Genomic DNA, 23,826 nt, shown 5'->3' with positions numbered 1-23,826 from the left:
GTGCTGGGGGGAGTCGGGTGTGGCCGTCAAAGCGCGGACGGGGCGTGCTTCAGCTGAATGGTGCCCTGCGAGGTGATTCATACGGCCGACGCCCGACTCCTGGCCATCCAGCGCGGAAGCAAAAGTATCTGCGTAAGTGAACGTTCACAAGATGGCATTTCTCCGCTGGGCAATAGCTTTTCAGCCATTCCACTTCAGCCGGTTGCGGGTTCCCGGCAGGTCCGCAACCCGGAGATAGTTGGATATACCAGCAGACTGACGCCTCAGAGGTCGCCCGGTATGCCGAGGCCCGTGAGTGCGCCGACCGGGTCCAGGTCGGGGGTGCCCCGGGGCCACCAGTCGTCGCGGCCCGGCTCGGACTCGTAGGCGTACCAGAGGTGGTCGCGGCCGAGGCGGAGCTGGAGGTGGCCGTGGGGGTGGGTGAGGTGGTTGCGCCAGGGGCGGAAGGCGGGCAGGTCGGCGGCGAGGAGCAGCGGACGGGCGCGGTCGAACCGGCCGGCCGGCGGGTCCCACGGTTCCTCCAGTACGGCGAGGCCCTCCGGCCCGCCCTGCCGCCAGGCGGCGACCGCGCGGGCGAGGTCGGACGGGGTGCGGCCGGCCGCGGAGGCGAGGGCGGAGTAGAGCGCCCGGGTGCCCGCGGTGAGCCCCGAGCCGGGGCGGGCGGCGGCCAGGCGGACGGCGTCCTCCCAGAGCGTGAGCTGCCCGACCGGATCCCGGCCGGTGGTGAGCAGGGTGTGCGCGCGGGCGGCGGCGTCGGTGGCCAGCTGGTCCAGCGCGAAGGGGTCCGGGCCGCCGGGGGCCGCCGGGTAGGCCGGGGGCTGTTCCGGGTGCGGGGGCGGGGGCAGCGGTGCGGGGAGGGGCGGGAGGGCGCGCGGTGCGAGGGCGTCTGCGGCTCGCACGCCGGGCAGGGGCGCCGGTTCCGTGTCCTGGGCGGCGCGTGCCGCACGGGTGGCGCTCAGCCGGGACAGCGCGTCGAGCAGCTCGCGTTCGCCCCGGCCACGCAGCAGAAGCAGCACGAAGGGGTCGGCGTCGAGCAGCCGCGCGGTCTGGTAGCAGAGGGCGGCGGCGTGCTTGCAGGGGTGGCCCCGGTCGGGGCAGCTGCACCGCGGGTCCAGGTCCCCGGGCTCCGGCAGCAGGGGGACGCCGCAGTCGGCGAGGGACGGGGGCAGCTCCTTGTCGAGCAGGGCAGCGATGTGCCCGGGCCGGTCGGCGGCGGTGTCCAGGAACCGCTCCCAGTCGGAGGCGTCCAGCGTGCGCAACCGCACCTGCACGCGGTACGGGCGCGGACGGCTGCCGCGCACGTACGCCAGGACCAGCCCGGGCGTCACGGTGATGGCGTCGACATGCCCCTGCCCCGCGTATCCGCGCCCGCGCTCCAGCCGCTTGGGATCCAGCGCGCCCTGTTCCAGCGCGGCCACCCAGGCGTTTCCCCACCAGCTCTCGGCGAAGCCCTCGCCTTCCCGGGGCGGGAAGGGCGGGAAGGTACGCCGCAGTTCGCTGTCGCGGTTGGGGGCGGCCATGGAGTGTGGGGCCCTGGGGGCTCCTGAAGTCTCGGACGTCCGGGGGATGTCGGGCGTGGCCGGGGTGGGGCGGGAGCGGGTGGGGGCGGGGTCGGGGTCGGGGGTGTCCGGGAGCTCCGCCGTCGGCATCCGGAACATGTCGGCCGTCAACTGCCGTACGTCCCGCGCGCCATCCCCGGCGTCGTGTTCGCGCGCCCGCCGCGCGGCCGCCGCCCTCTCGTCCACAGCTCTCTGCCGGGCACCCCTGCGCCGTCGCCGGGCGCCTTCGCTCTCGGTCTCCTCCCGCGCCCGCCGCGCGTCGTCCCGGGACGCGCGCAGGGCCTCCCGCGCGATGTCAGCGGCGCGTGGCCCGGACCGGTCGGCAGCGCCCACGGGAGGGGCCGCAGCGCTCGCCTGCGGCTCACCGGGGCCGTCCGGTTCCGCTCGCCCGGGTGTCGGGGTGTCCTCCGGCTCATCGGCGGGCGCTCCGGCCTCGCTGATCCGCTGCCCACCCGACGGGTCGGGCTCCGCCGGGTCCGCCGGGTCCGCCGGGTCCGCCGTCGGAGTGTCCGCCGGCCGGGCTGCGGGCGCACCGGTGGCCTCGTCCGCCGCCTCAGCCGTGACCGCGTCACTCGCCGGGACCTCGCCGCCCCGGCCGCTCCCCCGGTACTCGGACACCGATCTCCGCAGTGCCTCACGGGCCACGTCGCCCGGCCGGGGGGTCTCCTGGTCACCTGCTGCCTGCGACGCAGAAGGTTCCGGGCCGGCCGGCGACGACGTGTCCGGCTCCTGGGCCGCCCGCTCGCGGGCCTCCCGCAGCGCCCGGCGGGCCTCGTCGGCGGGTCGGGGCGTCATGAGGACCTCCGCAGGGAGACCAGGTCGGACAGCTCACGGTCCGTCAGTTCCGTGAGGGCCGACTCGCCGGAGCCGAGGACGGCGTCGGCCAGAGCACGCTTGGACTCCAGCATCTCGGCGATGCGGTCCTCGACCGTGCCCTCGGTGATGAGGCGGTGGACCTGGACGGGCTGGGTCTGGCCGATGCGGTAGGCACGGTCGGTGGCCTGTTCTTCCACCGCCGGGTTCCACCAGCGGTCGAAGTGGACGACATGGCCCGCACGGGTGAGGTTGAGGCCGGTGCCGGCCGCCTTGAGGGAGAGGACCAGGACGGGTGTCGAGCCCGCCTGGAAGCGGTCCACCATGCGTTCGCGCTCCGGCACCGGCGTCCCGCCGTGGAGGAGGTCGACCGGGACCGCCCGGGTCGCCAGGTGAGAGGTGATCAGACGGGCCATCCCCACGTACTGGGTGAAGACGAGGGCGGACCCGTCCTCCGCGAGCAGCGTGTCCAGCAGTTCGTCCAGGAGGGCGAGTTTGCCCGAGCGCGCGGCCAGCCGGCCCCCCGATCGCGGGTGCTCCTCCTTCAGGAACAGCGCCGGGTGGTCGCAGATCTGCTTCAGCGAGGTCAGCAGCTTCAGCACCATGCCCCGGCGGGCCATGCCCTCGGCGGTCTCGATGGCGAGCATCGACTCGCGGACCACCGCCTCGTACAGCGCGGCCTGTTCGCGGGTGAGCGGCACCGGGCGGTCGGTCTCCGTCTTGGGCGGCAGCTCGGGCACGATGCCCGGGTCGGACTTCCTGCGGCGCAGCAGGAACGGACGGACCAGACGGGCCAGCCGCCCCACCGCCTCCTCGTCCTCGCCGTTCTCCACGGCACGGGCGTGCCGGGCGCGGAAGGACTTCAGCGGGCCGAGGAGCCCGGGGGTCGTCCAGTCGAGCAGCGCCCACAGCTCCGACAGGTTGTTCTCGACGGGGGTCCCGGTCAGGGCCACGCGCGCGGGGGACGGGATGGTGCGCAGCGCCTTCGCCGTGGCCGAGTAGGGGTTCTTGACGTGCTGCGCCTCGTCGGCGACGACCATGCCCCACGGCTGCCCGGCCAGGGTGGGTGCCGCCGAGCGCATCGTGCCGTACGTGGTGAGGACGAAGCCGCCGTCCAGGTCGTCCAGGCTGCGGTCCGGGCCGTGGAAGCGGCGGACGGGCACGCCGGGCGCGAACCGGGTGATCTCCCGCTGCCAGTTGCCCAGCAGCGAGGCCGGGCACACCACCAGGGTCGGCTCGCGGCGGGCCCGCTTCAGGTGCAGGGCGATGACGGTGACGGTCTTGCCGAGGCCCATGTCGTCGGCGAGGCAGCCGCCGAGGCCGAGGGAGGTCATCAGGTCGAGCCAGGCCAGGCCCCGGAGCTGGTAGTCGCGGAGGGTGGCGTGCAGGCCCGGCGGCGGCTCGGCCGGGTGCACCCCCGCGGTCAGGCGGTCGCGCAGGGTCGCCAGCGCCCCGGCCGGTACGGCCTCGACCGTCTCGCCGTCCACGTCGGCGGTGCCGGTGAGGGCGACGGACAGCGCGTCGACCGGGTCGAGCAGGCCCAGGTCCCGCTTGCGGGCCTTGCGGACGAGGGCCGGGTCGACCAGCACCCACTGGTCGCGCAGCCGGACGACCGGGCGGTGGGACTCTGCGAGGGCGTCCATCTCGCTCTCGGTGAGCTGCTCGCCGCCGAGCGCCAGCTGCCAGCGGAACTGGAGCAGGTCCTCGCTCTCGAAGAAGCCGGTGCCGTCGGTCGCCGAGCCGGGGGCCGGGCGGACCACCGCCGTGGCGGACAGATCCTGGGCGAGGTCCCTCGGCCAGTGCACGGCGACCCCGGCCGCGGCGAGCCGGGTGGCCGCGACACCGAGCAGGTCGCTCAGCTCGTCCTCGGTCAGGGCCAGCACGTCGGGCACGTCCTGGTCGGAGAGCCGGTCGAGCGGGGGCCAGACCCGGGCCGCGCGGCGGACGGCGAGGGCGGCGTCGACCCGCGCGCGGGGCCCGAAGGCCTGGTCGGCGCCGCCCGCCCACAGGGCCGCCGCGTCGGCGACGAGGGTGGGGTCGGCGAGGCTGTGCACCTGGACGAGCGCGGCGCCGGCGGCGCGTACCCCGCCGTCGGAGGCGGCGTCGAACAGGTCGTACGCCGAGAGGTCCAGGCGAAGCGAGATCCGCACGCCGGCGTCCATGCCGGCGGCGACCTCGGCGGCCCAGTCGTGGGCGGCGGGCAGTTGCTGGGCCTCCCGGGCCGCGAAGGGCTTGCCGGTGCTGTGGGGCGCGGCCGGGGTGCGGGGCAGGGTGTCGGCGACGGCGTCCAGGAAGGCGCGCACCAGGGCTTCCGGTTCGGGCAGCCGGATGGGGCCCGGGCCGGGCAGCGGGACGGCGTGTCCCTCGTAGGGCAGGGCGGCGGCGACCGCGCGCAGGTGTGCGATGTCGTCCGGGTCGAGGGGGCCGGCGCGCCAGGCGTCGTGTCCCGTGGCGGTCAGGCCGGGCAGCAGGCGGCCGCGCGCGGTCAGCCGCAGGGCGTGCAGGGCGGCCGCCCCCCAGCAGGCGGTGGCGGGGTGGGCCGCCGGGTCGTGCCGGGCGCGCACCAGGAGCGGCAGGGCCGCGTCCAGCGGGAGGGACAGCGCCGGGGTGGTCCGCCGCCGGGCTCCGGTGCCGTGCCGTCGTACGACGGTCAGCTCGGTGGTCCCGGCCGGTTCGCCGGCCTCGGCGGGCAGGGGCTCGCCGTCCGGGTCCCAGAAGGCGATGCGTCCCTCGCGCGGCAGGGGTGCGGGCAGGAAGACGGCCGGAAGCCGGACCGGGACCGTCGGCCCGCCCGCCGCCGGTGCCGCCGCCCGCTCGGCCACCGCAGCCGTGTCGCCCATACGTCCTGCCACCTCCCGCCCGCTTTTCGGATCAGTCGTCTCCGACTCTACGGGCGGGGTCTGACAATCGGCTCCGAGCGGGATCAGGGCACCGTCCGGGACACCACGAACACCCAGGGATACGCCGGGTTGGACAGGTCCACGACCACGTCGTGCGTGGGTGCCGGGTTCTTCTGCCGGTGGACGAAGCCGGACCACGCGCCGTTCTCCGCGAACTTCCAGCCGGTGATCTTCCGGTCGCGGGCGCCGATGGTGACGTGGCCCTTCTTCAGGTCGTCCCGGGTCATGCCGAGGCCCGTCAGATAGGCGTCGAGACCGGCCGAGTTGGTCTCGAACTGGGTGTACAGGCGGCTGGTCTTCCAGTTGTTGGTCTCGTAGTAGGCCACGTGCCAGGCCGGGTGCGGGACGGGCACCTGGTAGATCCGGCGCTGGAGCTTGGACGGCCAGCCCGCGGTCAGGCCGGTCGCCGAGTACTTCGCCTCCTTGTCCTTGCCGCTGTCCCGGCTCTGGTTGGCGGAGATGACGAGGTAGCCGGCCGGGACGCCGATGAGCAGCACGATGATCAGCAGGGTCAGCGCCCGGCGGCGGATCATGTGGCGGCGGTCCTCGGCCGGCCGCTCCTCTCCGTCCGGCCAGGAGCCCTGGTGCGGCAGGGAGGCGGTCACGGCGTCTCCTGGGTACTGCGGCGGGCCTGCGCGTACCGCTCGTAGCGTTCGTACCGCTCCACCCGGCGGCGCTTGGCGCGCCGGAAGCGGCGGGCCACCAGGCGGGCCAGGTCGGCGGCGCCGACCATGCCGGCCTCGGGGCCGAGCTGGGCCCGGGTGATACGGGCCTCGGGGCGGTAGCCGCGGCCCGTCAGGTGCCTGCGGAAGGCGTCCCTGGCGGGGCCGATCAGCAGGTCGTCGGCGGCCGAGACACCGCCGCCGATCACGAAGCAGGAGGGGTCGAGGGCGGCCGCGAGGTTGGCGATGCCGACGCCGAGCCACTGGCCGATGTCCTGGAGCAGCTCGATGCACATGGCGTCGCCCTCGCGGGCCAGCTCGGTGATCATCGGGCCGGTGATGTCGGAGACGTTGCCCTTGACGTGCTCGATGATCCCGTAGGCCACCGGCGAGTCGGCCGCGGCCAGCTCGCGCGCCTCGCGGACCAGGGCGTTCCCGGAGCTGTACTGCTCCCAGCAGCCGCGGTTGCCGCACGGGCAGCGGTGGCCGCCGGGGACGACCTGCATGTGGCCGAACTCGCCGGCGACGCCGTACTTGCCGCGCTTGACCTGGCCGTCCTCCAGGATGGCGCCGCCGATGCCGGTGCCCAGCGTGATCATCACGAGGTGGTCCTCGCCACGGCCCGCGCCGAAGCGCCATTCCGCCCAGGCGGCGGTGTTGGCGTCGTTGTCCACGAGGACGGGGACCGAGAGCCGGCCCGAGAGGCGGTCGCGGAGCGGTTCGTTGCGCCAGGACAGGTGGGGGGCGAACAGCACGCGGTTGCGGTCGGCGTCGACCCAGCCGGCCGCGCCGATGCCGACGGCGTGCACGTCGTGCCGGTCGGACAGGTCCAGGACCAGCTCCGCGATCGTGTCCTCGACGACCTTCGGGCTCTTGGACTTGTCCGGGGTCTCCGTGCGGACCTTCTCCAGGATGTTGCCGTCGGCGTCGACGACGCCCGCCATCACCTTCGTACCGCCGATGTCGATGCCGACCGTCGGCACGCGGGGCGCCGTCAGGAGGGAGCGGCGCTCCCGGGTACCGACCGTGCGGAGCGCGGTGGCTCGGCGGGAGCCGATGGGGGCGGTGAAGTCGCGGTAGGTGCTCATCGCCGCCGATTCTGCCTCACCAGGGGGCAGGGCGCGGAGCAGAGGGGTGGTGCGGATCATTGCCGGGCGCGGGTGCGTGGGGCTTGTCGCGCCCACGCGGCAAAGTCGCACATCGATACGGCCCCGCGCCCTTTGACCACGTCACCCTCATGTCCGTACCAGGAGCTGGAATTCGAACGAATAGCGCGTCGGGCGGTACGTGTGTGTGCCGTACTCCACTGCGCGGCCCGTGTCGTCGAATGTGACCCGTTGCATCGTCAGCAGTGGCGCACCCGCCTCCTCCGCCAGGCGTTCCGCCTCCTCCGTCGTCGCCGCTCGGGCGCCGATCGACTGGCGGGCGCTGTGCAGGGTGATGCCCGCCGCCCGCATCAGGCGGTAGAGGCCGGTCGACTCCAGCTGGTCCGTGTCGAGGTCGATGAGGCCGGGGGGCAGGAAGTTGCAGAGGTGGGCCATGGGCTCGCCGTGGGCGAGGCGCAGGCGTTCCACGCGGTGGACGTCGCTGTCCTCGGCGACACCGAGTGCGGCGGCGACCTCGGCGGACGCGGGGACGACCGTGTTGACCAGGACCTTGGTGGCCGGGCGCTGGCCCGCCGCCTCCAGGTCGTCGTACAGGCTGCTCAGCTCCAGCGGGCGTTTGACCTGGCTGTGCACGACCTGGGTGCCGACCCCGCGGCGGCGGACGAGGAGGCCCTTGTCGACGAGCGACTGGATGGCCTGGCGGACGGTCGGCCGGGACAGGCCGAGCCGGGCGGCGAGTTCGATCTCGTTGCCCAGCAGGCTGCCGGGAGTCAGCGTGCCGTGCTCGATCGCGGCCTCCAGCTGCTGGGACAGCTGGAAGTACAACGGCACGGGAGAGCTTCGGTCCACGCTCAGCTCAAGCTGCACGGTCGGGTCCACTTCTGGTTTCGGCACGGGCCGAGCGTAGCTCCGTGCGTTGTTGACGGGAAGTCGTGTAGTCAGATTGTCCGGACATACAGATTGACAGCGGCGGACTCGGCACGCACTTTGTTTTCATGCGCATCGGGGTCATCGGGACGGGCCGCATCGGCACCATCCACGCGAACACGCTCAGCCGGAACCGGGACGTCGGTTCCCTGATCCTCACGGACGCGGACGCCACGCGGGCCCAGGAACTGGCACACCGGCTGGGTGAGACGGCGGCGCCGGGCGTGGAGGAGATCTTCCGGTGGGGGGTCGACGCCGTGGTGATCACGACCAACACGTCGGCCCACGCCGAACTGATCGGTCGGGCAGCACGCTCGGGCCTGCCGGTGTTCTGCGAGAAGCCCATCGCGCTGGACCTGCCGGGCAGCATGAGCGCCATCGCCGAGGTCGAGACGGCCGGGACGGTGCTCCAGATGGGCTTCCAGCGGCGGTTCGACACGGGTTACCTGGGCGCGCGGGAGGCCGTGCGGTCCGGGAGGCTGGGACGGCTGCACACCGTGCGGGCACTGACCAGTGACCAGACCCCGCCGCCGGCCGCGTGGCTGCCGCTGTCGGGCGGGCTGTACCGGGACACGCTGATCCACGACTTCGACGTCCTGCGCTGGGTGACGGGCCGCGAGGTGGCGGACGTGTACGCGGCCGGGTCCGCCGCGGGGCCGGCGATGTTCCGGGAGGCCGGCGACGTCGACACCGGCGCGGCGCTGCTCACCCTCGACGACGGCACGCTCGCGACGGTCACCGGCGCCCGGCTGAACGGGGCCGGCTACGACGTGCGCATGGAGCTGGCCGGGGAGGCCGACCAGATCGTGGTCGGGCTGGACGACCGTACGCCGATCGCGTCCACCGAGCCGACCGGACCGCCGGCCGCGGACAAGCCCTGGACCGGCTTCCTGGAGCGCTTCGGCCCCGCCTACGAGGCGGAGCTGAACGCGTTCGTCGAGGTCGTGCGGGGCGAGCGGCCCAACCCCTGCGACGGGCGCGAGGCCCTCCAGGCGCTGCGGGTCGCGGAGGCGTGCGAGCTGTCCCGCCGGGAGCGCAGGGCCGTGCGCCTGGCGGAGATCCCCGGTGGCGCCGCCGCCGCGTTCACCTGACGACGTCCCCGTGCGGCGATCAGCGACTCTCCTGCTCTCCTTCGAGGCGGTCCTCCTCCAGGAGCCCCGCGTCGTAGGCGAGCAGCGCGATCTGCACACGGTTGTTGAGGTCGAGTTTGGCCAGGATGCGGGAGACGTGCGTCTTGACGGTGGCGACGCTCATGAAGAGTCCGGTGGCGATCTCGGCGTTGGACAGGCCCCGGCCGACCGCGACGGCGACCTCGCGCTCGCGGTCGTTGAGGGCGGCCATGCGGTCACGCGCCCGGGTGCGGCGGGTGTCGGCGGCGGTACCGACCGCGTGCCTCATCAACTGGCGGGTCACCGTGGGCGACAGGACCGGGTCCCCGGCCGCTACGCGACGCACCGCCGCGAGGATCTCGGCCGGCGGCGTGTCCTTGAGGACGAAACCGGCGGCGCCCGCGCGCAGCGCCCGCAGCACCTGTTCGTCGGCGTGGAAGGTGGTGAGAACGACCACCTGGGGGGCGTCCTGACGGGCACGCAGCCGCTCCGTCGCGGTGAGACCGTCAACTGCCGGCATCCGGAGGTCCATCAGGACGACGTCCGGGCGGGTGCGGTCGACGAGCGCCTCGACTTCACCGCCGTCGGCCGCCTCGCCGACGATCTCGATGTCGTCGGCCCCGCCCATCATGAAGGACAGCCCGGCCCGCACCAGCGGATCGTCGTCGACGAGGAGCAGTCTGATCGCAGTCATGGCCTTACGTAATCACGGCCGGGGGAGGCGGCGGGCCGGATGTGCGATGGCCGGGGACGGTTGGGACGGTGGGGACGGGACACGCCACGTCATCGCCCTGCCCACGCCCCCGCTCGCCTGGAAGGATCACCTCATGCGCACCGTGCACGCCCTCTTCGTGGGCATCGACGACTACCCTGGCCGGCCGCTGCGCGGCTGCGTCAACGACGCGCGGGCGGCGGAGGGCTGGCTGCGGGCCAGGAGCGGTCCGGCGCCGCGGATCCGGACGCTGTACGACGACCGGGCGACCCGGGCGGCGGTGCTCGCCGGCGTCGAGGAGCACCTGGGGCGCGGCGGCCCCGGGGACACCGCGCTGCTGTGGTTCAGCGGGCACGGCAGCCAGAGCCCCGCCGCCGACCCCGGCGAGGCCACCGGCTGGTCACAGGCGCTGGTGTGCCACGACAGTCTCGTCCCGGGCGGGCAGCCGGTGCTGCAGGACACCGAACTCGGGGCGCTCCTGGACGGCATCGCCGCCCGCGGCACCCATGTCGTGGCCGTGCTGGACTGCTGCCACTCGGGCGGTGCGACGCGGGAGGACGCCGTCCGGGGGGTGCCCTGGAGGCCGTGGTGGCACACGGGTTCGCGCGACGGCGGCGGGACGGGGGCCGAACCGGGCCGGCACGTGTTGCTGGCCGCGTGCCGGCCGCAGGAGCTCGCGCACGAGAAGGTCATCGACGGGCAGACCCGCGGGTGCTTCAGTCACGCGCTGCTGAGCACGCTCGGCCGGCTCGGTCCCACGACCACGTACGGGGAGGTGCACGCCCTCACCCACGCGCGCGTGCGTGCCCTGGGGCATGTCCAGCACCCCGAACTGCGCGGGCCCGAGGACGGGGTGTTCCTGTCCGGCGAGCCGGCCCCGGCCTCGCCGTTTCTGCTGCGGCACACGGCCTGGGGCTGGGAGGTCAACTGCGGTGCGGCCCACGGGCTGCGGTCCGCGGGCGCCGAGTTCGCCCTGCTGGGAGACCCGGGAGCGCGCACGGTCGCGGTGCGGGAGGTGCGCCCCGAGTCGGCCCTGGTGGAACCGGTCGGCTGGCGGCCGACGGCGGCGGACGAGCAGGTGGCGCACGCCGTGACCCCGTCGGCACTGGCGTTCCCACCGGCCGTCGTGACGCTGTCCGGTGACCCGGCCGCCGTGCGCCTGCTCGCGAAGGCCGTCGCAGAGGTGCCCGCACTGACCATGGAACCGGACGGGCCCCCCGCGGCGGGAGGGCCTGTGCGGCCTCCCGCGGCCGGAGAGTCTCTCCGGCTGGGTGTGGTGGCCGGGGACGGTCGGGCACGGGTGTCGGGTGGTGCCGGGCATCCTGTTCCCGATCTGCCGTTGCGCTCCCCCGCGGACGCGGCCCATGTCGCCGACTGCCTGGCCCACATCGCCCGTTGGCACCACATCCGGGACCTGGACAATCCCGATCCGCTGCTGTCCTCGCTGGTGCGGATCACCGTCGAGGAGACGCCGGTGGGCAGTCTGCGGCACGAGGCGGACGGTGAGATCGTCTGCGCCTACACGGCCGACGGCCGTGAACCACAGGTGCGGGTCGGGATCCACAACTTCTCCGGACGTGACCTGTGGGCCGTCCTGCTCGACCTGACGGACGGTTATGCCTCGTCCCCGCACCTGTTCGAGGGTGAGTTCATCGGGGACGGCAGGGCCGGTTGGGCCCGTCGGGGGCAGCCCGTGTGGCTGCGGCTGCCGCATGGCCGTTCGGCGGTACCGGGTGCCTTCACCCGGGACTGGCTGAAGGTGATCGTCGCGGAGGACGAGCTGAACCTCGCGCCCTTCCGGCTGCCCGCCTGGTCCCCTGCCGCCCCGTCCGGTGCACGCCTCAGCGCGGGACCGGCGGCCGGCGGCGCCCTGTTGCGACTGGTCGCGGCGGGTCCCGGGGGCGGCCGGGAGGCGGGCGGCCCGCCTGCCGGTGGGGCGGGCCGGTGGGGGACGGCACAGGTGGTGGTGCGCACCCAGGTGTGAGGAGCCGTCACCAGCCGAGGTGGGTGAAGCCCGCCCATGCCGTCAGGTCGTCGCCGTCGATGTCACGGATCCGCGCGCTGAGGTGGGCGGGCATGCCGGGCGGCGCCTCTCGGCGGTCGTTCAGCATCCACGACTGCGCGCTGCGCAGGGCCGCCCCGGGCGGCTGGCCCTCACGGCTCATGAAGTGGTGGGTGAGGTACATCAGCAAGGACGTCGCCTCGTCGGGCACCGGCCACAGGGAGCCGATGACCGAGCGGGCGCCCGCGACGAGGAACGCGGTGGACAGGCTGTACGCCTCGTCGTAGCCGTGTCCGGAGACGTTGGTGCGGCAGGCGGCGAGCACCGCCAGCTCCAGGCCGCGGCAGCGGGCCACGCCCTCGGTCAGCTCCTCGGCCGTCAACTCCCCGCCGGACAGGGCGAGCCAGGCGCTGTGCCGCTCGCCCTGACGGACCACCCCGTGGCAGGCCAGATGCAGCAGGCCGCCCTGCTGTCGGCGCAGCCAGTCGGTGACGGCGGCCGGGGTGGCGGTTCCGGGGCCGAGGAGATCGCCGTCCGGGTGGAAGGCGCGGTGGACGGCCTCGGCCTCCTCGCCGGCGTGGTGCAGGTCGCGGGTCGGGTTGCCGACGACCAGGGTCTGCCGGGTGCCGGCGGCGGGCCGGGCCGCCACGTCGCACAGCAGCCGGGCCGAGGGCGTGTACGAGATGTCCGCACGTTCGAACGCGTACCCGCGCGAGCGGCGGCGGCCGCTCAGACGCGCCGCGTGCCAGGGCACCACGCCCAGCTCGCCCATGGGCACCAGCACCACGGAGGGCGGCCGGCCGAAGCCGCGCGGGAGTTCGTTCAGCAGCGGTTCCATCACGGCCGTACCGGCCCAGGCGCACAGCTCGTCCAGGGCGGCACGGCTCGTGCCGTGGCCCGGCGCCGGTCCGGAGGGTGTGCCGGTGACCGGCGGGCCGCCGGCGTCACGGCCGGGGGTGCCGGTGGCGCGGTAGGCGGTCAGCGGGGGTGCGTCGAGGGTGAGGCGGGGCAGGACGAGGGAGCGGGCGGCACCGTCGGCGGTGACGATGACGGCGGCACCGGTTCCGCCTTGCGGGCCGAGGAGCCCGGGGACTTCTGCCTCTCCCGGCACCAGGTAGACCAGCGCCGTCGCGCCCATCGCGGCCAGTGCGGCGCCGATGGCGGCGGTCGACGGCACGTCCAGCAGCCCCTGGTGCCGTGGGGAGTCCGCCAGCGCCTCCAGGACCCGGCGGCGCAATCTGCTGGAGGGACCCGCCGGGCCCGCCTGGGCGGTGAACAGCGTCCCCTCCCCGACGTCGGGCACGCTGCCCGCGGCCTGCCACTCCTGCGCGAGCTCCTGTCGCCCGCGCTCCCGCAGCATGTCGGGCACGGTGGTGGCCACGGTCGCGGCGTGCAGGACGAGGCCGCGTCCCGAGTCGAGGGCCCGTACGGCGTCGGCGTGCGCGCCGTCGGCCAGGCACCAGCGGGCCACGTCGAGAGCCTGGACACCCGCCGTCCGGGCGGTCTCGGCGGCGTGGGCGGTACCGGACTGGAGGAGGGAGGTCCAGGCGGCCGCGCGCAGGGATTCGAGGCCGACGCGGCGGGAGGCGTCGTAGTTCAGCCGCCGGGCGCGGTGGTCGTGCGCGTACTCGTCGCCGCGCAGGCGGTAGGCCTTGGCGAGGGTCATGCCGGTGCCGCCCCACAGCGGGTGATGCGGTCCGTCGGTCATCCGGAGGGTGTGGCGCAGCCAGGCGATGCCCTGGTCGAGATGGTGGGGGCGGTCGGCCGGGGGCGCCAAGTGCAGCGCGGCCAGGGTGCAGTGGACGACGCCCAGGGCGCCCGTGCCCCGGATCCACCGGTCGTCGTCGGGTTCCAGCAGGTCGAGGGCGGCCTGCTGGAGTTCCATGGCCTCCAGCATTCCCTGGTGGTCCATGGCCGGCAGGGCCCGTGCCCCCACGGCGAAGCCCGCCTCGGCCAGTTTGTCCGCCTGGGCGTTGCGCGGCAGTGCGGCGATCCTGCGGCGCAACTCGTCCGTCGGCGTGGCGGCGCCCGCTCCTTCGGCGGCGGGTTCGAGCCGCCCGGTGCGCTGGGCGCGCAGCAGGCTCAGGTGGCTCCGGGCGGCCTCCAGGTTGGACTCGAACGCGAGCAGGTCGACGTGGTCGGCGGGCAGTTCGGTCAGGGCGAGTTCGAGCACGCGGATCTGCTCGGCCATGGCGGCCTCGTCCGCGCGTCGGGCCGCCTGGTGCACCCGGAACAGGGCGACCTGGGCGTTCAGGGCCGACCGCTCGGCCGGCTGGAGTGCCGCGTTCTGGACGATACGGGCCATGTCGTCGACGGCGTCGTCGAAGTCGTCCTCGCCGCCCCCCAGTTGGGCGAGATAGGTGCGCAGGCCGGCGTGGGCGAAGTCGAGGTTCTCCCGGGTCCGGGTGCCGGCCGGGTGCAGGGACCGGGCCTGTTCGATGCGGGCGATCGCCCGCTCGATCTGGGCGGGTTCGGTGAGGTGCCGCAGGCCGAACGCGCTGTTCTTGACGACGACGTCGGCCTGCCAGGTGTCGTCCGCCGGACCGTGCTCGCGCGCCGCCTGCCAGAGCTCCTCCTCGCGCACCGGGTCGTAGAGCGGTTGTTCGAGCCGCAGGATCGGCAGCACGCACAGCACGTGTCCGGCGCGCAGGCCCGACATGACGGTGCCCCGGGGCAGCGCCGCCCAGTCCTCGTACAGCCTGTCGTGGGCCTGCCGCGCCGTGTCGCACCCCAGCCGGTCCAGCACCAGTCGGGTCATGCCGGCCAGTTCCCGGGCGTTCACGACGTCCTTGATCCGCTGTTCGATCTCCCAGCGCAGCGCCTGGAGGTCGTAGGGCGCAGTCATGTCAATTCCCCCGCTCCTCGGACCCGATCTCGAACTGCGTTGCACCCAGCGGCACATGCTCATGATCCGCCGCACGCCGCAACGGCCACAAGCGTTTCGGGGTCGGTGTCCTACCGTCCCGCGGCCGGGCCGCTCAGCTCCACGGCAGCCACGCCCGCACCTCGAACCCGCCGTCCGGGGTGGGCCCGTGCTCCAGGCGGCCACCCGCGAGGGTCGCCCGTTCCGTCAGGCCGATCAGGCCCTGCCCGGAGCCGGGGACGGGCGGCACCTCGCCCTCGGGAGGCGGGTTGCGCACGGAGACGGTGAGGCCGTCGCCCGGTGCGCCGGTGACGGACACCGTGACCTCCGTGCCGGGGGCGTGCTTGCGGGCGTTGGTCAGGCCCTCCTGGGCGATCCGGTAGGCGGTGCGGCCGACGGAGGACGGGACGGCGGCGGGGTCGGTGACATGGTGGTGGAGGGAGAGCTTCATGCCGGCCTCGCGGGACTCGGCGACCAGCGGGTCCAGCGCCGCGAGGGTCGGCTGCGGCCGGCCGGCGTCGTCGGGTTCTCCCGCCCGCAGGACGCCGATGATCTCCCGCAGGTCCTGGAGGGCCTCGTGCGCGCTCTCCCGGATCACGCCCGCCGCCCGTGCCGTCTCGGCCGGGGGCGCGTCGGGCCGGAACTCCAGGGCGCCCGCGTGCACGCTCAGCAGGGTCAGCCGGTGGGCGAGCACGTCGTGCATCTCGCGCGCGATGGCCTCGCGGGCGAGCCGCTGCGCCTGCTCGGCCCGCAGCCGCGCCTCGGTCTCGGCACGCCGGGCCCGGTCCCTGAGACTCAGCAGCAATTGCCGCTTGGCCCGTACGAACATGCCCCAGCCCACGATCGCCACCGTCAGCAGCACGGCGAAGACCACGCTCACGAGGTAGGGCATGTCGACGTCGGGGCGCAGCCAGTAGAACAGCGGGACCAGTGCCGCGTTGACGCCACCCACCCAGGCCACGTACCGGAAGGGGCGGTGCACGGCGAGGGTGAACAGGGCGATGACGCCCGCACCGCCCGCGGTGTCCGAGACGAAGGTGACGGGGGTGAGCGCGACGGCCAGCCCCAGTGGCCAGCGGCGGCGCAGCCAGACCGCCGCGCAGGCCAGCGCGCCCATCACCTGGTCGAGGACGGCCAGCCCGTCCGGGACCCGGGGGTTCCTGCTGAGGGCCTCTATGGCGACCGCCCCCAGCAGTACGGCCACGACGAAGCAGGCGAAGTCGACGACCCAGTCGCGGGCGGTTCGCCCGGGGCGTCCGGCGTCGGGGTCGAGTTCGTGGAGCAGGGCCGACGGGATGAACCACCGGCGCCCGGTGAAGAGCGCGGGCGTCTGCGCCGTCGGCACCGGGGAGGCCTGCCCCGCGTCGTCACCACTCACGGTCGGCAAATCTACGCAACCGGGGCCCCTGGCACGTCTCCTCGGGCCGGATCGTCGACCAAAGTCGCGGCGCCGGAGACTTTTGGTACGGACGGCGACCCGGAAGAGGGACTTCCGTCCCGGTGCGCTCGCCCCGCGGCCGATGCGCGTGGAGGGTCCGCGGGGCGAGGCTTTCCACCATGAAGCAGGTACTGGAGATTCTCGGCTTCCTCGCCCTGGTGCAGGGCGTGGCGGGCCTGGTGCACGAGTTCACCGACTGGGACTGGGGCCTCGTGCAGCGACTGGGCTTCCTCGACGGCTACGAGGTCTACGCGAGCGTCGCCCTGCTCGTGCTGGGCATCGCGCTGTTCGCGGCCGCCGGCAGCCGGAAGTCCGTCTGACCCGCCGGACGGACACCTCGTCAGCAGCCGTGGTCGACCAGGTCGAAGGACTCGTAGTGGTCGGCCGTGTAGTAGTCCTCCTGGTTCTTCTCCCCGGTGACGATGCGTCGCGCGCCGCGCGTGTCGGAGCCGGGGGTGATGACCGTGTACTCGTGGTAATAGCCGGACGACTGGCTGGGCAGGATGCCTTCCCGGTTCTGGAAGACGGTGCCGTCCTGCTCGAACGGGTAGGGGCCGCCCTGCTCGATCAGGTCGAGCGTGTCGTGGGCCTGGGACGGCAGCTTGCTGTAGCAGATGTCACCGACGGCGGTGGGGGCCGCGTCGGCCGTGGTCGCGGAGACGGTGCCGCCGACGAGGAGGGCGGACAGGAGTGCGGCTGCTGCGCCGAGCCGCGAGGCGCGTGGGGGGAGATTCATGCGCTCATGATGACGCGCGTAGACAGTGGCATGTCAATGACAAACTCGAAGAATTTGCTGTGAACATCCCTTCGTTCGCGGGCAGTTCACCTGGTCTAGGAGTTCTCCGGCAGGCCGAACTCGCCGTACTGCGGGCGGCCCGCCAGGTCGTACGTCTGGATCGAGACGCCCTCGCCGGTGACGCTCCCCCCGGCGTGGCGGAACGCGGTCGGTACGGCGCCCTCCGGGAACAGCCGGAACCCGGTGCCGAGCACGACCGGGAAGGTCAGCAGGTGGAGCGTGTCGACGAGGTCGAGTGCCAGCAGGGACCGGACCAGGGCGCCGCTGCCGTGCACCTGGACCTCGCCGTCGGTGCGCTCCTTCAGGGCGGTGACCTCCTTGGCGAGGTCCCCGGAGAGCACGGTGGTGCCCGCCCACCCAGGGTCCGTCAGGGTCGAGGAGGGGACGTACTTCGGCAGTGAGTTGAGCTTCGAGGCGACGGGGTCGCCGGGGTCGGTCACCTTCGGCCAGTACGTGCTGAAGATGTCGTACGTACGGCGTCCGAGCAGGAAGGCACCGGGCCTCACGAAGACCTCGCCCATGAACCGGCCGAAGTCCTCGTCGGCGTACGGGAAGCTCCAGCCGCCGTGGGTGAAGCCCCCGCGGGTGTCCTCGTGCGGGCCGCCGGGGGCCTGGTAGACGCCGTCGAGGGTGACGAAGAGGGTGGAGACGAGCTTGCCCATGGCGGGGCCTTCCTTCCGGAACGGGTGGATCTGCTGTTCATCGGTACAGACCCCACCGGCCGCCGCAACTCATCGCTGGGCCGTATGCCGTCCGCACGGTGCCGCCGACGACTCCCAGGGACCTCCATGTCCGTTCGCCGCCAGCGTTCCGGACGCGCCGGCGCTGGGATGGACGCATGACGAACCGAGGAACTCTTGACGGCAAGGTGGCTCTGGTGACCGGCGGCAGCCGGGGCATCGGCGCGGCGACGGCACTGCGGCTGGCCCGGGAGGGCGCGGATGTCGCCGTCGGCTATGTGAACGGCAAGGAGGCGGCCGAGGACGTGGCACGGGCCGTGGAGGCGCTGGGGCGCCGGGCGGTGGCGGTGCGCGCGGACGCGGCGGACGCGGACGACGCGGCCGGTGCCGTGGCCACGACGGCCGAGGCGCTGGGCGGCCTCGACATCCTGGTCAACAACGCGGGGGTGGGGGTGCTCGGGCCGCTGGAGACCCTGTCGCTGGCGGATGTGGACCGTGTGCTCGACATCAACGTGCGGGGTGTGTTCCTGACCTCCCAGGCCGCCGCCGCGCGGATGGCGGAGGGCGGGCGGATCATCACGATCGGCAGCTGCATGGCCCAGCGGGTGCCGGGCCCCGGCGGGACGCTCTACGCGATGAGCAAGGCGGCGCTCGCCGGCCTGACGAAGGCCCTGGCGCGGGAGCTGGGCGGGCGCGGGATCACCGCGAACCTCGTCCTCCCGGGCCCGACGGACACCGACATGAACCCGGCGGACGGACCGTTCGCGTCCGGCCAGGCGGCGATGACCGCGCTGGGCCGGTTCGGGACGGCGGACGAGGTGGCGTCGACGGTGGCGTATCTGGCGGGGGCGACGTACGTGACCGGCGCCGAGTTCGCCGTGGACGGCGGGCACGCGGCGTGACACATGGGGGGCGCACCGGTGCTGTCAGCCGGTGCGCCCCCGGGCCCGGGGCTGCCGGCTGGATCAGGTCGCGGGGAAAGCGGGCCCGGGTCCCTGGTCAGCCGCCCAGTTCCTGGTGGCGGGCCGCGAGGTGGCTCGTGCCCTGCTGGGTGAGCGAGCCGAACAGGCGCAGGCGGGAGATTCCGCCGTCCGGGAAGATGTCCACGCGTGCGTGCGTGCCGACGGCCGGGGCCGGCAGGACGAAGCGGTGGTTGGTGTCGGGCTGGAGGCGGGTGCGGGGCAGGATCTCGCGCCACTCGCCGTCCTCACCGTCCTTGACCGACACCGACGCCCAGCCGGCGCTGTTGCCCTTGAGGTAGGCGGTGTCGATCTCCAGGGCGCGTACCTGGGCCTGGGCGGCGAGCCGGTAGCGGATCCAGTCGTGGCCCTGGTCGCGCCGGCGGCGAGTCTCCCAGCCGTCGTCCATCTTGCGGGAGCGGCCGGGCTGGATGGTGTTGCTCGCCGGGGAGTAGAAGAGGTTGGACGCGTCCTCGGCCCGGCCGCCGTTCTCCAGGGCGACGACGTCGAAGGTGCCGAGGACCTCCAGCCACTCGGGGTCCGGGACGACCTCGCCGTACACCCGCAGGCGTGCGATGCCCCCGTCGGGATGCTGGTTGACGCGCAGGTGCGTGAAGCGCTGCTCCACGGACACCTCGAAGCCGTTCGCCGCGTGACCGCCGACCGGCGTGCGCGGGACCAGGGTCGTCCACTTCACGTCGTCGCCCAGGAGTTCCTCCGGGGACGGCGATCCCTGCACCGAGGTGCCCTCGACCGACACCGCCTGCGGGTAGTTGCCGCGGAAGTGGGCCGTGTCGACGACGATCCCCCGGATCACGCCCGGCGCGCCCAGCCGGACCAGCGCCCAGTCGTGGTCCTCGGCGGTCGGCCACGGGTGCTCGGCCGAGGCGCCCCGGCGACGGCGCGTCTCCCAGCCGTCCATGATCTTGCCCTTGTGCCCGAAGTGCTCGGGGTCGAACTCGGCGCGCTCGGGCACCAGGAGGTTCTCGCGCTGGGCGAAGAACTCGTCGTTGGCGGCGATGACACCGGCACCGAGGCACCGGTCGGCGAGGTTGGCGTACTGGGTGAAGGGGAGGTCGGCGGTGCGGTAGTCCGCGTACGGGTCGCCGCCTCCGTAGGGGTTCGCGTCGCCGGTGAAGCTGGGAATCGCCGTCACGTGCTGTGCCTTTCGGGAGTCGGCCGGTAGGGATGCGGGTGCGTGGGTGGTCAGGGGTGCCGGGTGAGGAGTCGGCCCTTCGGCTCGGTGAACTCGCCGTCCGCGACGATGCGCTGCCCGCGCAGCCAGGTGGACTTCACGACGCCGTGGAGGGTCCTGCCCGCGTACGCCGTGACGTGGTTGCGGTGCTGGAGGCCCGCCGGGTCGACGGTGAAGGTCTCGTCGGGCGCGAGGACGGCGAAGTCGGCGTCGTGGCCTGCCGCGATGGCGCCCTTGCGGGTGTCGAGGCCGACCAGTTCGGCCGTACGCGTCGACATCCAGCGGACCACGTCCTCCAGGCCGTGGCCGCGCTTGCGGGCCTCCGTCCAGACCGCGGCCAGACTCAGCTGAAGGCCGGAGATACCGCCCCAGGCCGTCGCGAAGTCGTCCGTCTTCAGGTCGGCGGTGGACGGGGAGTGGTCGGTGACCACGCAGTCGATGGTGCCGTCGGCCAGGGCCTGCCAGAGCAGGTCCTGGTTGGCGGACTCGCGGATCGGCGGGCAGCACTTGAACTCGCTGGCGCCGTCGGGGACTTCCTCGGCGGTGAGGGTCAGGTAGTGGGGGCAGGTCTCCACGGTGAGCCGTACGCCCTCCGCCTTCGCCTCGGCGATCAGCGGCAGGGCGTCGCTGGAGGAGAGGTGCAGGACGTGCACGCGCGCGTGGAGGGCCTTCGCCTCGGTGATGAGCTGGGCGATGGCGGTGTCCTCGGCGTCCCGGGGGCGGGAGGCCAGGAAGTCGGCGTACCGGGGACCGCCCTGCTGCGGGGCCGAGGAGAGCAGGTGCGGGTCCTCGGCGTGCACGATGAGCAGCCCGTCGAAGGCGGCGATCTCGGCCATGGAGCGGGCGAGCGGGTCCCGCTCGAGGTGCGGGAACTCGTCCACGCCGGACGGCGACAGGAACGCCTTGAAGCCGAAGACGCCGGCCTCGTGCAGCGGGCGCAGGTCCTTGACGTTGTCCGGCAGGGCGCCGCCCCAGAAGCCGACGTCGATGTGCGCCTTGTCGGCGGCGACCTGCTGCTTGGTGCGCAGGTGCGCGACGGTCGTGGTCGGCGGGAGGGAGTTCAGGGGCATGTCGACGAGGGTGGTGATGCCACCGGCCGCTGCGGCCCGGGTGGCGGTCCAGAAGCCCTCCCACTCCGTGCGGCCGGGGTCGTTGACGTGCACGTGGGTGTCGACCAGGCCCGGCAGCAGCACGTCGTCGCCGAGGTCTTCCAGGCGTGCGCCCTCCGGTACGGGTGCGTCGTACGGGAGGACGGCCGTGATCGTGCCGGCGGCGACGGCGACCGAAGCGGCGCGCGTCCCCTCGGGAGTGATGACACGCGTCGAGCGCAGCATTAGTTCAGTGTCGGACACCCGAACCCCTTTACTTCCGCTTGCTTCCGCGTCACGGTTACTTCCGCGTAACGGAATTCAACTTTCTGTTGAAGAAGTCTTCACTCCCGCTCCGGCACCGTCAAGGGCACACTGGACCCTGACTCCCTCCATGCATACACACTGGACGTTTCCACAAAGCGGAATTAAACTTCCAGCACGCAGAACGTAGCTACGTACGAGCGGGGAGTCAACCGACTGCCGGGTAGGCTTCAGCTCTTCCGCCAGTCCCGAAAGGAACGCGCCGTGCCGACGTCCAGCGCCAGCACCACCGACTCCGCCCGGTCCTCCGCCAACGGCGGCGTCCAGTCCCTGGAGCGCGCCTTCGATCTGCTCGAACGGATGGCGGACGCGGGGGGCGAGGTCGGCCTGAGCGAGCTGTCCGCGAGCAGCGGGCTGCCCCTGCCGACCATCCATCGCCTGATGCGCACGCTGGTGGCCTGCGGGTACGTACGGCAGCAGCCCAACCGCCGGTACGCGCTCGGCCCGCGCCTGATCCGCCTCGGCGAGTCCGCCTCCCGGCTGCTGGGCACCTGGGCGCGGCCCTATCTCGCCCGGCTGGTCGAGGAGACCGGCGAGACGGCGAACATGGCGCTGCTGGACGGGGACGAGATCGTCTACGTGGCGCAGGTTCCGTCGAAGCACTCGATGCGCATGTTCACAGAGGTCGGCCGGCGGGTGCTGCCGCACTCCACCGGCGTGGGCAAGGCGCTGCTCGCCGGTTTCCCGCCGGAGGAGGTGCGCGCGCTGCTCGCCCGCACGGGCATGCCCGCCGCGACGGAGAAGACGATCACGACTCCCGAGGGGTTCCTCGCGGCGCTGGAGGACGTGCGCGGCCAGGGGTACGCGATCGACGACAACGAGCAGGAGATCGGGGTCCGTTGCCTGGCCGTCCAGGTGCCCGACTCCCCCACCGCCGCGGCCATCTCCATCTCCGGCCCGGCGGGCCGGGTCACGGAGGCGGCGACGGAAAAGATCGTGCCGGTGCTCCAGCAGATCGCCGCCGAACTCTCCGAGGCCCTCGCGAGCCAGAACCCCGCGTGACGGGCTGACGGTCGGCTCGTCCCTCCGGCAGGTACCGGCCGGAGGTTCGCGCTCGGTACGGGCCGCCGCGGAAGAGCATGCCGGTGTGATGGCGCGGGCGGTCGCCGCGTTCGTGGGCGGCGTCGGAGCCGTCGGCGGGGGCCGTGCGGCCGGCGAGGTCCCGGAGCGTCGCGAGGCCGGCCGGCACCGCCGGACGGCGGTGCGCCGACTTCATCCAGAGCGGCAGCCGGGGGAACATCGCCAGGGTCGGCGAAGCGCGGCGTCGACGCGGCATCATGACGGACAGCCTGAACCGCCCGTCCCGCACCGGGCGACCGGTTTCTCCGACGGGCCCGGGAACGCGCCCGACACCCCGGCCTACCGCGCCACCAACCCCGGCACACCTAACCCTGCCCGCGCACCGGCCCTCCGAAGAGATCCACGGCCCGGCGGAGCTCCGTCAGGTCCGGGGACAGCGCGCTCACCGAGCCGATCGCACCGGCGACCAGCAGCAGGGAGCGGCGCAGCCGCGAGATCTCGGGGGCGCCGCCCGCGGCCACCGCGTCCAGCGCGGCCAGTTCCTCCTCGGCGATGCTCCGGTCGGCGAACTCGCCGGGATGGGCGGCGAGCCTGCGGCGCAGCCGCGCCACGGCGGAGCGCAGCTCCGTCACACGCGGATCCCGGTCGCCGCCGGTCACAGCCCCCTGCCGCTTCTGCTCCACGCTCCGCAACACAGTCCTCCCCCTCGCACCTCGTCGTGCGCCTGCCCTTCCGGCCCGAGGACACCCGGCCGGTCGGTGCGGGGACAGTAAACGACACGACCCACCAGGCGCCAGTCCATTGCGTCATCGACTTGCTCCGCTGAGTGACCTACCGGTGCGGTATGCAGGACCCATGACGACAAGGAAGACGACGTACGAGGGGTCCGAGGTTGCGGGGTTGCTGCTCGCCGCCGGGGGCGGACGGCGACTCGGCGGGCACCCCAAGGCCCTGCTGACCCACCGGGGCCGGCCCCTCGTGGAGCACGCGGTGCGGGTGCTGCGCGAGGGCGGTTGCACACGCGTCCACGTGGTGCTGGGCGCCCGGTCGGACGAGGTGCGCGCCCGGGCCCTCCTGCCGGACTGCGTCCTCGTCGACAACCCGGGCTGGGAACTGGGCATGGGGACGTCCTTGCGGGCCGGGCTTAACTCGCTCGCCGGGAGCGGGGCCGGTGCCGCCCTGGTCTGCCTCGTCGACCAGCCCGGCATCGGGCCCGAGGCGGTGGCCCGGGTCCGGGAGGCCCACACGGGTGAGACGTCCCTGGTGTCGGCCGCCTACGAGGGAGTTCGCGGTCATCCCGTGCTGTTCGGTGCCGCCCACTGGGCGGGTATCGCCGCGACCGCGACCGGGGACCGGGGGGCACGGGCCTATCTGCAGGAGCACGTGCCGGAGATCACGCTCGTGGAGTGCGGCGACGTCGCGCGGCCCTTCGACATCGACACCGAGGCCGATCTGGCCCACCTTGAGTGAACGGCGTGGCACGCAGAGCCACCTTGCCTCGAGTCAGAGAATCTCGACGTCAACACACGATTGAACTTCCACTATGAGGAAACTAGTATCCACTGTTCAGAAGCGCCCGAGGGCTCTGAGGGCGCGGAACGCCGTATTCGGGAAGACTGGCACCCGGTGCCGAACCGCCGGCTCGTCTTCGTAGCTCGCTGAAGGAAGTGACA

19 protein-coding genes are annotated in these 23,826 nt (G+C 73.6%); 6 read left to right on the top strand and 13 right to left on the bottom strand.

Translation table 11 applies throughout. From position 1 onward, the window contains the following. Nucleotides 1–263: 263 nt before the first annotated feature. From ABZ016_RS19845 to ABZ016_RS19825, 5 genes are all read right to left on the bottom strand, one after another. A complete protein-coding gene (locus ABZ016_RS19845; RefSeq protein ID WP_356917931.1) occupies nucleotides 264–2,354 on the bottom strand; it encodes an SWIM zinc finger family protein in 2,091 nt (696 codons plus the stop codon). Then, nucleotides 2,351–5,212 (bottom strand): DEAD/DEAH box helicase, encoded by a 2,862-nt coding sequence (locus tag ABZ016_RS19840; RefSeq protein ID WP_356917930.1) that lies wholly within the window; start codon nucleotides 5,210–5,212, stop codon nucleotides 2,351–2,353. The genes ABZ016_RS19845 and ABZ016_RS19840 overlap by 4 nt, the downstream gene beginning before the upstream one ends. Nucleotides 5,213–5,295: 83 nt before the next feature. Beyond that, nucleotides 5,296–5,877, bottom strand: coding sequence for a sugar kinase (locus ABZ016_RS19835; protein ID WP_356917929.1), 582 nt, complete (start codon nucleotides 5,875–5,877; stop codon nucleotides 5,296–5,298). Then, entirely contained in the window at nucleotides 5,874–7,022 is a 1,149-nt protein-coding gene (locus ABZ016_RS19830; RefSeq protein WP_356917928.1) for an ROK family glucokinase, read from the bottom strand. The genes ABZ016_RS19835 and ABZ016_RS19830 overlap by 4 nt, the downstream gene beginning before the upstream one ends. Before the next feature lie 147 nt (nucleotides 7,023–7,169). Beyond that, nucleotides 7,170–7,907, bottom strand: a complete 738-nt coding sequence (locus ABZ016_RS19825) for a GntR family transcriptional regulator (protein ID WP_356918024.1) — start codon at nucleotides 7,905–7,907, stop codon at nucleotides 7,170–7,172. A gap of 128 nt (nucleotides 7,908–8,035) precedes the next feature. On the opposite strand from ABZ016_RS19825, the gene ABZ016_RS19820 reads away from it, so the two are divergent. Further along, the gene (locus ABZ016_RS19820) at nucleotides 8,036–9,058 is read left to right on the top strand and encodes a Gfo/Idh/MocA family oxidoreductase (protein ID WP_356917927.1); all 1,023 of its coding nucleotides are present in this window, start codon (nucleotides 8,036–8,038) and stop codon (nucleotides 9,056–9,058) included. 19 nt (nucleotides 9,059–9,077) lie between these two features. Here ABZ016_RS19820 and ABZ016_RS19815 read toward each other — a convergent pair whose 3' ends face one another. Next, nucleotides 9,078–9,770, bottom strand: a complete 693-nt coding sequence (locus ABZ016_RS19815; RefSeq protein ID WP_356917926.1) for a response regulator transcription factor — start codon at nucleotides 9,768–9,770, stop codon at nucleotides 9,078–9,080. Between the two features lie 133 nt (nucleotides 9,771–9,903). Between ABZ016_RS19815 and ABZ016_RS19810 the strand changes: the two genes are divergently transcribed. Then, complete coding sequence (locus ABZ016_RS19810) at nucleotides 9,904–11,772, top strand: caspase family protein (RefSeq protein WP_356917925.1); 1,869 nt, start codon at nucleotides 9,904–9,906, stop codon at nucleotides 11,770–11,772. Between the two features lie 7 nt (nucleotides 11,773–11,779). On the opposite strand, the gene ABZ016_RS19805 is transcribed toward ABZ016_RS19810, so the two are convergent. Then, entirely contained in the window at nucleotides 11,780–14,635 is a 2,856-nt protein-coding gene (locus tag ABZ016_RS19805) for a CHAT domain-containing protein (RefSeq protein ID WP_356917924.1), read from the bottom strand. A 133-nt stretch (nucleotides 14,636–14,768) separates the two neighbouring features. Next, the gene (locus ABZ016_RS19800) at nucleotides 14,769–16,031 is read right to left on the bottom strand and encodes a histidine kinase (protein ID WP_356917923.1); all 1,263 of its coding nucleotides are present in this window, start codon (nucleotides 16,029–16,031) and stop codon (nucleotides 14,769–14,771) included. A gap of 179 nt (nucleotides 16,032–16,210) precedes the next feature. On the opposite strand from ABZ016_RS19800, the gene ABZ016_RS19795 reads away from it, so the two are divergent. After that, nucleotides 16,211–16,411, top strand: coding sequence for a hypothetical protein (locus ABZ016_RS19795; RefSeq protein ID WP_356917922.1), 201 nt, complete (start codon nucleotides 16,211–16,213; stop codon nucleotides 16,409–16,411). Between the two features lie 20 nt (nucleotides 16,412–16,431). Here the strand turns inward: ABZ016_RS19795 and ABZ016_RS19790 are convergent, their stop codons facing one another. Together ABZ016_RS19790 and ABZ016_RS19785 are read right to left on the bottom strand one after the other, a co-directional pair. Continuing rightward, a complete protein-coding gene (locus ABZ016_RS19790) occupies nucleotides 16,432–16,827 on the bottom strand; it encodes a ribonuclease (RefSeq protein WP_356917921.1) in 396 nt (131 codons plus the stop codon). Between the two features lie 95 nt (nucleotides 16,828–16,922). Next, entirely contained in the window at nucleotides 16,923–17,549 is a 627-nt protein-coding gene (locus ABZ016_RS19785) for a dihydrofolate reductase family protein (RefSeq protein ID WP_356917920.1), read from the bottom strand. A gap of 176 nt (nucleotides 17,550–17,725) precedes the next feature. Here ABZ016_RS19785 and ABZ016_RS19780 point away from each other — a divergent pair, with 176 nt between their 5' ends. Then, entirely contained in the window at nucleotides 17,726–18,469 is a 744-nt protein-coding gene (locus ABZ016_RS19780) for an SDR family oxidoreductase (protein ID WP_356917919.1), read from the top strand. A 97-nt stretch (nucleotides 18,470–18,566) separates the two neighbouring features. Here ABZ016_RS19780 and alc read toward each other — a convergent pair whose 3' ends face one another. Continuing rightward, on the bottom strand, nucleotides 18,567–19,682 hold the full coding sequence (gene alc, locus ABZ016_RS19775) for an allantoicase (protein WP_356917918.1): 1,116 nt from the start codon (nucleotides 19,680–19,682) through the stop codon (nucleotides 18,567–18,569). 50 nt (nucleotides 19,683–19,732) lie between these two features. Continuing rightward, on the bottom strand, nucleotides 19,733–21,073 hold the full coding sequence (gene allB / locus ABZ016_RS19770; protein WP_356917917.1) for an allantoinase AllB: 1,341 nt from the start codon (nucleotides 21,071–21,073) through the stop codon (nucleotides 19,733–19,735). 264 nt (nucleotides 21,074–21,337) lie between these two features. Between allB and ABZ016_RS19765 the strand changes: the two genes are divergently transcribed. Continuing rightward, entirely contained in the window at nucleotides 21,338–22,135 is a 798-nt protein-coding gene (locus tag ABZ016_RS19765) for an IclR family transcriptional regulator (protein ID WP_345663370.1), read from the top strand. Between the two features lie 383 nt (nucleotides 22,136–22,518). On the opposite strand, the gene ABZ016_RS19760 is transcribed toward ABZ016_RS19765, so the two are convergent. Then, complete coding sequence (locus ABZ016_RS19760) at nucleotides 22,519–22,845, bottom strand: DUF5955 family protein (protein WP_356917916.1); 327 nt, start codon at nucleotides 22,843–22,845, stop codon at nucleotides 22,519–22,521. A 163-nt stretch (nucleotides 22,846–23,008) separates the two neighbouring features. Between ABZ016_RS19760 and ABZ016_RS19755 the strand changes: the two genes are divergently transcribed. Beyond that, a complete protein-coding gene (locus ABZ016_RS19755) occupies nucleotides 23,009–23,623 on the top strand; it encodes a nucleotidyltransferase family protein (protein ID WP_356917915.1) in 615 nt (204 codons plus the stop codon). Nucleotides 23,624–23,826 lie beyond the last annotated feature (203 nt).

Source organism: Streptomyces sp. NPDC006372 (assembly GCF_040612515.1).
Taxonomy (GTDB): domain Bacteria; phylum Actinomycetota; class Actinomycetes; order Streptomycetales; family Streptomycetaceae; genus Streptomyces.
The sequence above is the reverse complement of the archived record's forward strand: the minus strand, read 5'-3'. Positions and strand labels throughout refer to the sequence as shown.

Bases quoted from the DNA above. Each gene is read 5' to 3' on its own strand.
- ABZ016_RS19845 (WP_356917931.1), bottom strand. From the start codon at position 2,354: ATGACGCCCCGACCCGCCGACGAGGCCCGCCGGGCGCTGCGGGAGGCC.
- ABZ016_RS19840 (WP_356917930.1), bottom strand. From the start codon at position 5,212: ATGGGCGACACGGCTGCGGTGGCCGAGCGGGCGGCGGCACCGGCGGCG.
- ABZ016_RS19830 (WP_356917928.1), bottom strand. From the start codon at position 7,022: ATGAGCACCTACCGCGACTTCACCGCCCCCATCGGCTCCCGCCGAGCC.
- ABZ016_RS19820 (WP_356917927.1), top strand. From the start codon at position 8,036: ATGCGCATCGGGGTCATCGGGACGGGCCGCATCGGCACCATCCACGCG.
- ABZ016_RS19815 (WP_356917926.1), bottom strand. From the start codon at position 9,770: ATGACTGCGATCAGACTGCTCCTCGTCGACGACGATCCGCTGGTGCGG.
- ABZ016_RS19810 (WP_356917925.1), top strand. From the start codon at position 9,904: ATGCGCACCGTGCACGCCCTCTTCGTGGGCATCGACGACTACCCTGGC.
- ABZ016_RS19805 (WP_356917924.1), bottom strand. From the start codon at position 14,635: ATGACTGCGCCCTACGACCTCCAGGCGCTGCGCTGGGAGATCGAACAG.
- ABZ016_RS19795 (WP_356917922.1), top strand. From the start codon at position 16,211: ATGAAGCAGGTACTGGAGATTCTCGGCTTCCTCGCCCTGGTGCAGGGC.
- ABZ016_RS19790 (WP_356917921.1), bottom strand. From the start codon at position 16,827: ATGAATCTCCCCCCACGCGCCTCGCGGCTCGGCGCAGCAGCCGCACTC.
- ABZ016_RS19785 (WP_356917920.1), bottom strand. From the start codon at position 17,549: ATGGGCAAGCTCGTCTCCACCCTCTTCGTCACCCTCGACGGCGTCTAC.
- ABZ016_RS19780 (WP_356917919.1), top strand. From the start codon at position 17,726: ATGACGAACCGAGGAACTCTTGACGGCAAGGTGGCTCTGGTGACCGGC.
- ABZ016_RS19755 (WP_356917915.1), top strand. From the start codon at position 23,009: ATGACGACAAGGAAGACGACGTACGAGGGGTCCGAGGTTGCGGGGTTG.